Annotated in this window: 4 protein-coding genes; 3 read left to right on the top strand and 1 reads right to left on the bottom strand. The window is 68.7% G+C overall.

The window, feature by feature from the left end:
- Window positions 1-49: 49 nt before the first annotated feature.
- A complete protein-coding gene (gene istA, locus ACZ7HT_RS07545) occupies window positions 50-1678 on the bottom strand; it encodes an IS21 family transposase (RefSeq protein WP_471161138.1) in 1629 nt (542 codons plus the stop codon).
- 391 nt (window positions 1679-2069) lie between these two features.
- Here istA and ACZ7HT_RS07540 point away from each other — a divergent pair, with 391 nt between their 5' ends.
- From ACZ7HT_RS07540 to ACZ7HT_RS07530, 3 genes are read left to right on the top strand one after another with little or no spacing between them, the layout of a single operon-like run.
- A complete protein-coding gene (locus ACZ7HT_RS07540) occupies window positions 2070-3263 on the top strand; it encodes a restriction endonuclease-related protein (RefSeq protein ID WP_471161094.1) in 1194 nt (397 codons plus the stop codon).
- Between the two features lie 2 nt (window positions 3264-3265).
- On the top strand, window positions 3266-6646 hold the full coding sequence (locus tag ACZ7HT_RS07535; protein ID WP_471161091.1) for a pPIWI_RE_Z domain-containing protein: 3381 nt from the start codon (window positions 3266-3268) through the stop codon (window positions 6644-6646).
- Window positions 6643-9471, top strand: coding sequence for a pPIWI_RE module domain-containing protein (locus ACZ7HT_RS07530; protein ID WP_471161088.1), 2829 nt, complete (start codon window positions 6643-6645; stop codon window positions 9469-9471). The genes ACZ7HT_RS07535 and ACZ7HT_RS07530 overlap by 4 nt, the downstream gene beginning before the upstream one ends.
- Window positions 9472-9610 lie beyond the last annotated feature (139 nt).

Below are 9610 nucleotides of genomic sequence, written 5' to 3'. Positions count from 1 at the left end.
GCGGCGTCGGCGGCCTGCTCGGTCAGGCTCCGCTGGCGGGGCAGGGTGGTCATGGCGCTTCTCCCTCACGGTGGCCGCTGCCGCTGGTGCGGCGGCGTCGGAGCAACTGGTCGTAGTGGGACACCGAGGGCAGCGGCCTGGTGTCCGGTGGAAGATGCGCCAGGCGCCACTCGTGCAGGGACGTCACCGTCGCCGGCGGCTGGCCGAGGGTCCGGGCGTCCGGTGCGGGCTCGGTCTCGGCCTGGGCGGCCTTGCGGGCCTCCAGCGCGACCGCATCCGCGGTCAGTGCCCCGGCCCGCAGGGCTGCTGCCAGGCCGGCGACGACATGTTCGTGCGTCATGTGGCGTCCGAGCAGCAGCACCTCGATGAGCGCGCGGGTGCCGTCCCGCTCGCCGTGGATCTTCATAGCCTGGGTCCACCAGGCGTCGTGGACCGGGGTGAACTTGCCTGCCGAGCGGGCCTGTTCGAGGGCGGTCGAGCCGGGGAAGGCGCCGGGCTTGCGAACCAGGACTTCCAGGTAGTGGTCCAGTTCCAGGCGGACGGCGCCTTTGGCGATCAGCCGCTCATGCCGGGCCACCTCCACGTTCTGGTCGTAAACCACCAGGTGAGAGGCGTGAAGGATGACCCTGACCCGCTTGCCGATCAGCCGGATGGGGACCGAGTAGCGGTTTGTGCGGACCGGGATCTGGCCGTAGCGGTCGACTCGCGGGGTGAACAGCCGCCCGGTCTCGAACGGCTCCTCCGGCAGCGGCATCAGCAGCGGTCGTTCGAGCGCGAAGTCCTCGGCAATGGTCCTGGACCTGGATCCGATTCGGCGGGCGTCGTCCTGCCGGTCCCACTGCTCGACCATCTCGTTCAGCTCGGCGAGCGAGGAGACCTCGGGGACGGGGACGAAGTGGTTGCGGCGGAAGTAGCCGATCTGTCCCTCGACGCCGCCCTTCTCGTAGGCACCCTCGATGCCTGGGCGGCAGTAGAAGCTCTCGATGCCGTAGTGCGACTTGAACGCGATCCACCGGTCCGCCTCCACCCTCGCCCGGCTCAGCCCGAGCACGCGGGCGACGGCGGCCTTGAGGTTGTCGTAGCGGACCTTGGTTCGCGGAACCCCGCCCAGCGTCCGCAGCGCGTGGGCGTGGCCTTCGAAGAACGCCTCCTGCCCGCACGACGCGAACACGCGGTGGACAGCCTTGCCCGAATACGACAGGCGGAAGGAGAACAGGTAGCAGGTCACCAGCTCGCCGGCGAGGCGGATCGTCACGTCGCCGAAGTCGACCTCCGCCTCGTGACCGGGCTGGTGGGTCTGGGGGACGAACGCCTCCAGCGGCGCCTTGCCCGACTCGACCAGGATCTCGGGCTTCCGGGCCGCGACGTAGTAGCGGACCATCCCGTAGGAGACGTCGGCGCCGTGTTCCTCGACCAGCCGATGGAAGATCCGGGTGATCGTGTGCCGCTGCTTGCGCGGCGCGTCCAGGTCCGCCCGCAGGATCTCGTCGATCACCGGCTTGTAGCGGTCCAGTCCGGTCGCCCGCGGCGGCAGCTTCTTGCGCGGCTCCGGCCAGGACGAATCCAACGCCTTCCGTACCGTCCGCCACGTCACGCCGTGCTTGCGCTCAAGCTCCCGCATCGACATGCCGCCACGGTGGTCACGCCGGATCGCCGCGTACAGCTCGACCTTCGACATCCGCGGCATGACCAGCACCTTTCACCAGGAGCATCCCGATGCTGCCCTGGCAAGAACCCCGGTGCCTCCCAAACTCGTCGACATCACCCATCCGTGGAACAGGGCGCCTCCCAAACCCATCGACAAGCGACGTCGCTACTGCTCGATAAAGCCAGCCCATCGACTCCCGCGGGTCCTTGAGCGGGGAGACCAGGGGTGGGTCGCGTGGGTGCCTCTATGCGGCGGAGATCCATTCCGCGCGATGAGTGCGGGGCCGCCGCCTCTGCAGTTCTGAGCGGGCTATCACGCTCGCCCCTTGCTCGCGGTCGCGCCTTCGCGTCTCGCCTCCCAAAGGGTGATCCCTAACCGGCAGAAACGTCACTTTGTGTAGTTAACTGCGTACGGTATGCGTGTGACGGTGCACCAGGCAGCCCGCGAGCGGCTGGCGGAGGTCGGCAGCAGCATCTCCGACGACTACATGACGTTGAAACTGCTGGCGGCCGGCCTGGCGCGGATCCTGTGGGAGCGTCAGCGCGTCCGTGAAGGGGCGGAGCCCACGACCGGTCTGCTCCCTCAGGCGTGGCGCGCGGGGGTGACGCGGTTGTGGTGGCGTGCGTTGGAGCAGGGAAGTGATCTGCCGGTCAGCGACATGGAAGTGTTCGCCTGGTGCCGACTGCCGCTGGGGTGCTGGCCTGTGCGACTGGATGTATCTGACAGTGACGCAGAGAGCCTGTTGATCGACGGCGAGGAGTTGTCGGCGTTCGCGGATGAGGCCGCCCGGCTCGCGCCCAGGTCGGATGCCGAGGCGGAGCTCACGGAGAACCGGGCGTTCGCCAAGCTGCTCACCGTGGCGGAGTTGCACGGGCGCACGGAGGAGGAGGTCCAGCAGGCCTATGTGGCGCTGCGGTTGTTCCTGATCGAGACCCCTGTGGTGTCCGACCTTGAGCTGAACGAGCTCGCGAGGCGGTTCAAGGAGGTGGACCGTCACGGTCGCCTTTATGTGCGGGACTTTTTTGACGCCGCCTACCAGTACCGCAAGACCGGAGGTCGTGCGTCCTGCCGGGTCTGCAGCGACTGTGGCAACCCCCTGCATGAGGGCGTTGAGATGTGCGGGACGCCCGGCTGTGCCGGGGTTCCGGAAATCAAGCGGCTCAGGGTGCTGGAGGGCTACTACGTGCAGCACCGCGGTGTGCGGATCTGTATGCACGACCCGGGTTTGGTGGAAAAGCGCCTGTTCGATGCGTTCGGAGACCTGCCGGAAGGCCGGATGCGGCTTCACAAGTGGCCGGTCATGGACGCCTGCGACGTCGCCGTGGAGTTCCCTGATCCGGCCGCGCCGGATGATCCGGATCGGTCCGAGTGGTGGGCCGGGGATGCCAAGGACTGCACGAGTGCGACGATGCTGGGGCGCTCGTTCAAATGGGATCAGCGCATGCGGACACGGCATCGGTTCTTGATCCTGCCTCGGCACCGGTTTGAGCAGAAGCACTATGTCGACGATCTCAAGCGGGAGATGCAGGGCCGCAGCGACGGCGTCCGGGTCATCTCCGAAGATGACTTCATTTCGAGGGCACGCGCTCGGGCTCTTGGAGGCGCACCGTGGTGAGGATGGGCTCGCAGTGGTACGAGGGCCTGGTCACCGACCTCCAGGAGACCGGCCTGGATGCGCGGTTGGGTGACCTGTCGCCGGCGGAGTTCTGCCAGCTCGAGCTCGGCTTGTTCTATCTGGAACAGCATCTGGCCGGGCAGTCCGTCGGCGCCCTGTGGACGGCGCTCAACCATTATGCCGACCTGGGTCCGGCAGGCGTGGAGGTCGGCCGGCGGGTGCGGCTTCGGATGGGCGACGCAGCGCGCGGCGGCCAGTGGCGCGAGCGGCTGAATGAGTACCGCAAAGTCCCGGTCGAGCTGCGGATGTTCACCAGCACCGGCCCGTCCGGGCATCGGGTCCTCAATAACACCCTCTTCGAGCGGTATCCCTCGCCGCACCTTCCCCAGCGGGAAGGCATCTACCGGGCTGCGCTCACCGACGCGGTTCCCTATGACATCGAGCCGGCCCACGAACCGGTGCCGCCGGGCGCCGAGTGCTTCTTCAAACGACGCGATGGTGCGACCGAGAGCCTGCGGATCCCGTCCTGGATCCAGGTCGCCCCGCCGACCGCGCGGCTCGTGGCTCGCGCGAGCCGTGTCCGGGAGCCGTTCCCCGTCACCCGCGGCGATCTGGCGCAGGCTTTCAAGGAGATGGACCGGGCCCTGGAGTCACATCCGCAGATCACTGACCGCAACTTCGAGCAGCGTTTTCGGAATATGACGTTCTCGCGTGTCGACGAAGCCGCCGGGAAGCTTGTCGACGGCCTGGGTGTGTTCACCGTCGACGGGATCGCCCACGCGGTCGGTTTGATGAACGCGGGTAAGAGCACCTTGCTGGACGGGCTGGCGTTCATCGGTGTCCAGCGTGGACTGCGGGTGGGCTACGTGATGCCTTCGATCAGCGCCGCGCTCGCGAAGGTGCGGTTCCTGCGCGCGCTGGGGATTCGTGCGGTCCCCCTGATCGGGCGTACCACCCGTGAACGCCATGTAGAGGGCTACTGGCGCGACGAGTTGTACGACGTGGACGCCGGGGACGTGCTGCCCGGCCCGGGGTTGGATCCGGCAGCGGAGTTCACCACGTCGATGTGCCTGCTCGAGCCGCTGCGTACCGGTGCCGGGCGCGGTGACGCGCCGTTGCGGGAGGAGGATTTCCCCTGCCGCGGGCGGCTGAAGCTGCCGAATAGGCGCGAGCTGCATGACTGCCCGTTGACACACGTGTGTCCGCAGCAGGCCGCGGCTCGCGCGATCCCGGATGCGCAGGTGTGGGTGATGACATCCTCCGGTCTGGTGAGCAGCCGGATGGAGGGCTCCTCCTATCGGGCGCGGCAGATCGAGGCGATCCAGCACGAGCTGGGTTTGTTGCTGGTCGACGAGGCCGACAAGGTGATGGGTGATTTCGACCAGCGGTTCATGCTGCAGGAGCCGCTTACTTTCCCGGGTGGCTGGAGTGCCCGCACGGCGATCGCCTGCCATGACAGTCTCGATGCCGCCTGGCATCAGCCGCTGACCCACCCTGATGTGCGCCGCTACCAGGGCTACATGCTGCGGCACTATCAGGCGCTGGCCGGTCTGTACCCGCTGCTGGTGATTCCGCCGGACAAGAGCCAGACCAAGGGTGGAAACAGCAGGAGTCGGGGCGGCAAGGGTCGGGGCGTCGAGGATCTGTTGTCGGAGATCGTCGCGGAGGGGCCGTTCAGCGGTTTCTCGCTGCTGAACCGGCTGGCCCGTTCCTTGCACGGGATCACGACCTTGCATGAGCGGCCGGACCAGGCCGGGGAGGAAGAGGCCGCGGACCGGTTCTTCGACGAGTTCCTCGCGCCGTTGGCCCGGGACCCGTTCAAGGCGCCTCCCGGTCACCTGGACCGCCTCATGACCGCTATGACGGCCGGCTACGACACCGAGTGGTCCGCGAAGGAAGCAGCCGAGGGATGGCTGCTCGAACACGCGCCGAAGGACAAGGACGGGAACGTCGACGGCTGGGTTGAGCAGATGCTGCCGCAACTGGTACGGCTGCTCATGGCCGGCATCTGGTCGGCGCGGATCACCACGAGTTTCTTCGGCGCCAACTCGCTGCTGCCCGCGGTCCAAAAGCAGATGCCGATGGAGGCGGCCGACAGCTTCTTCAAGCATCAGCCGCCACCCGACCTGCAGATGCTCGTGCCGGAGCAGGCGATGGGCAACATGCTGGCGCTGCAGTGGAAGCCGAACCGGGACGGCAGCAGTGGTTCGCTGGAGATCCTGTGGCTGCGCGGGGTGGGCCGCTGGCTGCTCTACCACCTGCACGACCTGCTGGGGTGCGAAGGTATCGAGGGCCCCAACGTGGTGCTCACCTCTGCCACAAGCTGGATGCCCGGCTCGGCGCGCTACCACGTGGCCATCACTCCACAGTTGATCCTGCGCGAACCCGAGCCGTGCGCGCAGGCGCTGCGGCAGAGCCGGATGCTGTTTCGGCCACAGTACCGGCCCGGCGACCACAAGGGGATCTTCGTGTCCGGCGCCGGTGGCCGCCAGCGGCGGGAGGACGCGCTGCGCGACGTCCTGGACGCGATCTGCAACCCCGCGTCCGGGGCTTCGAAGTCGCTGGTCGACCAGGTGCGCGATCGGCTGGACCCCGATCGTCAGCGGCTCGCGTTCGTCACACTCAGCGGCAAGGACGCTGCCGCGTGCGCACTGCACATGAATCTCAGGACCCGCCTGTCGGCCCGGCACGTCACCCCCGACTCCGAAGCCCCTGGCCGGTATGGGCTGGCCTACCGGAGGATCGGGCGCTTCGCTGCGACGGACGCCGACGTCATGCTCGCCCCGGAGGGGTCGCTGCAACGCGGCCATAACGTCCTCAACGAGCGGGGGGTGGCGGCGTTCGGCGCCTTGTTCTACCTCGCCAGGCTGCACCCGCCCGCCGACGACCTGTCGTTCCCGCTCGCCGTTCTCAACCAGTACGCAATGCAACGGCTGCTGACCCCTGTGGACGGCACGGACCGGGGTGTGGACCTGAGCAAGCAGGCTCAGCTGCTGCGCGCCGATGCCCGTGGCCTGTGGCTGACCTTGATGGGGCAGCCGCTGTTCTTCTCCCGCCTTGCCCGCGACGACCTTCGGCGGGCGTTCGTCAGCGACCTGATGGTGCAGCTGTACCAGACACTCGGGCGCACGATCCGCGGCAACGTGCCGACCCGGATCTACCTCATCGACGCCGCGTTCGCGCCCCGGGCCGCCAACCGGCGCGAGACGGCCGAGGACACCGACCGCACCAGCGTGCTGGTCGCGGGCAGGCAGTTGATCAACCGCCTACTCGCTGCCCCGGAGCCGGGTTCGCCATCTGGGCGGCACCTCGAGCACGAGATCGCGAGTGCGACCTGGGGCCTTTTGGACAATCTCTTCGAGACCATGGACTGGAGCCGATGACCGAGCGACCGAAGCGCCCGAGGATCCCCTTCAGCGGGATCCAGTTCCCGCTGTTCGCCGCGAAACCGGACGGGTGGTGGCCGTGCGAACTGCACGGTGCCGCGTTCCCCGCCGCCCTGCTCCCCCGCGTGGAGCGGGCCTGGGCCTCCAATCCGAAAGCCCGTCGCAAGGACCGCCTGCCGACATGGGCGCTCACGGAGCTGCTACTCGAACTCGAGCCGCAGCTGCTGGCCGTCTCCACCGACCTACGCGCCGGCACCTGGCTGCGCGCGGTACGCCCACTGACCGACACCACCGTGCTGGCACTCGCGCTGGAGGCCTGGGTCTGTGGACACGTCGCCCCCCACCAGGCCGACGTCCCGTGGGGCGAGGTCATCGACGAGACACTGAGACTGGACTGGAAACCGGCCCGGCCGGACCTGCTCGAGCACGGGGTTCGACCGAACGGCACCGCCGATCCCAGCGAGGCCACCTACAAGGTGCTGGCGACGGCCCTTGCCGCCGACTGGGTCGACCAGGGCCGCCGATTGGGCGGCCGCGACACCGACCAGGGATCCTCATGGATCATGGGCCCGGCCTCGCCCGACGGTGACCGGTCAGTGTTCCTGTGGCCGCCGACCCGGCTGTCCCGCAACGGAGAGCAGGGCTACAGCACCCACTACCTGCGCTTCAACGTGGTGACCCTCCCCCACGACGAGCGGCTGCTGCTGCGAGTGGTCCCGCACGTCGCGCGGATGGCCGCCACCCAGCCCGCCTACATCCCACGACGCAGCCAGTACCAGCCCGCCACCGCCACCATGCTGCTGTACGCGCCACGCGGCGTGCTGCGCGGCACCGAACGCGACACGCTGCTGCGCGCCCCTGTCACCGTGACCGGCGTCAAGGACGAGATGCGGTGGACGTGGAAGCCCGGCCTGCCCCAGATCCTGTCCCGACTCCCCAGCCCCGACCTGTTCCCCCTGCCCGACCAGGTCCGCATGGACCCCGGCAGCTACGCCTCCCCCAGCGAGGCCAGGGGCGAACAGACGCCCAAGCCGCAGGCGTTTCTCCTGCACAGCACCGGATACAGCTACTTCAACGACGACGAGGACGTCACCGACGACGGGGCGCGGGAGACCGGTGGGCATCCCACTGGAACGGGTTTCCAGCCGATCGACCACCTCACCGTCTTCGAGGCCCTGGCCCCGGCCCTGGAAGAGCACCACCTCGTGCCGGTCGCCCCCGTCTCGGAGGTGAAGCCGCGCTCGAGGCGACTGCCGAAGAAGCGCACCCCCGTCGGCATCGAGTACCCGATCGAGCTGTGGCACGCCACGCCGCGCACCGCCGACGCCGTCCACCTCGTGCTCACCCGGATCCTCGGCCTGGAGCACACCACCACCCAGGACGGTGACGTGCTCGTGCGCTGCTACCGCGGCGACGAGTTCTCCGTCCGGCTGCGCCTGGTCAAGCCCGGGCTGCTGCTGGCCGGCTGGCCCAAGGCCACCGACAGCGACCTGGACAAGCGGCGCAAGGCCCGCCAGGCCGCCCTCGAGGACCGCGCCCGCCTGTGGCAGGAGGCGTTCCCGCCCGAGGACCGCCAGGTCGGCTGCCTCATCGAGTTGGAGGGTCCGGGCTACTACAAGGCCGCCCGGCTGGAGGACCCGAAGAAGCCACTGAAGACCGCTCTGCCGCCCCAGTGCCGCCGACTGGTCCAGATCGTCAAGCCCGTCAACCGGGACCCGAACCCCGACGCGAAGAGCAGGGGCCTGCACCCGTTCGAGGACACCGCCGTACGCAAGCAGGACATCGAACGTGTCACCGCCGCGGTGCTGGACCTGCTGCGGCAGCTGGGCCGGCTCCCCGCGGTCCCGCCGCTGTCCGACACCGCGCCGCTGGAGGTGTCCGCGCTGTGGCTGGCCCACGCCGGACCTCACTTCGTTCCGATGCTGCTGCGGATGCGCACCGACGGCACCGCGACGGGTCAGCTGATCCCCAGCCCGAACCACCCCGTCGAGCCGGAGATGTCCCTCGAGCTGCTTCCGGCAGCGCTGGCCACAGGCCGCGGGAAAGTGAAGCGGACCGACCAGGAGGCGCTCGCCCGCTTCCTGCGCGGCGCGCTCGCCGAGGACGCCGCCCACGACCGGCTTTTCATCGCCCGCGCCGCCACGCTGCGCAACAAGGGGTTGTGGCCCTGGCTTTCCAACCACCACATCACCCCCGACACGCTCGTGTGGCCAGGGGTATCGCTCACCGACCCCGAAACGGTACCCACCCCGCGCACACCGGCCAGCCTGCCGGGCCTGCGCATCGTGCGAATCAACGACGACACCAACGAACTGCCCCACGGCTTCGGCATCGGCCCGGCCCCGAAGGCAACCGAGCCTGAAGCCGGCATCGAGGATGCCGACGACACGCAGGACCCCGCGAAACCCCACCTGGACGACGTCCCAGACTCCGGTGCGGTGGGCGATGGCGGAGCCGTCGACGGCGATGCCCCGGAGGGGGAGCCGGACGCCGTGCTGCCCGAACTTTCCTATGGTTGGGGGCGGTTCTCCGGAGTCGTGCGCTGGAGGGATCGCGGCTACCTGGCTATCAACCCTCGCCCGGACACCAGCCAACTACCCAAGGGTGTGAGCAAGTTGTCCGGGCCGGCCAACGACAGCAAGAACGGCCAGAACCCCACCTCGCTGCACATTCACGCCTCCTTTCTCCAGGACGGCGACGACCCGGACGAGCTGGCGCTGTACGTGCAAACACTGCGCCGATTCCACACGCACACCAGCAAGGCGACCCGGCTGCCGATGATCCTGCACCTGGGCAAGCTCATGGAGGAGTACATCCCCTGAGGGCGGGCCCTGCGGGCTCAATGGCCCTATTGGTGTGCGCCCGGCTCCCGGTCGGCAGACCGTGCGATGACCTGACCTACCCACGAGTGTGTCCAGCCAACGGCACAGACCCCGACGGGCCTTGACCCCGAATCCTGGA

The sequence above is a fragment of the Streptomyces sp. NPDC037410 genome, assembly GCF_055602235.1.
This window is presented reverse-complemented; position numbering and strand designations above follow the sequence as displayed.

Coding starts and splice junctions, on each gene's coding strand:
- istA (WP_471161138.1), bottom strand. CDS start 1,678: ATGTCGAAGGTCGAGCTGTACGCGGCGATCCGGCGTGACCACCGTGGC.
- ACZ7HT_RS07535 (WP_471161091.1), top strand. CDS start 3,266: ATGGGCTCGCAGTGGTACGAGGGCCTGGTCACCGACCTCCAGGAGACC.
- ACZ7HT_RS07530 (WP_471161088.1), top strand. CDS start 6,643: ATGACCGAGCGACCGAAGCGCCCGAGGATCCCCTTCAGCGGGATCCAG.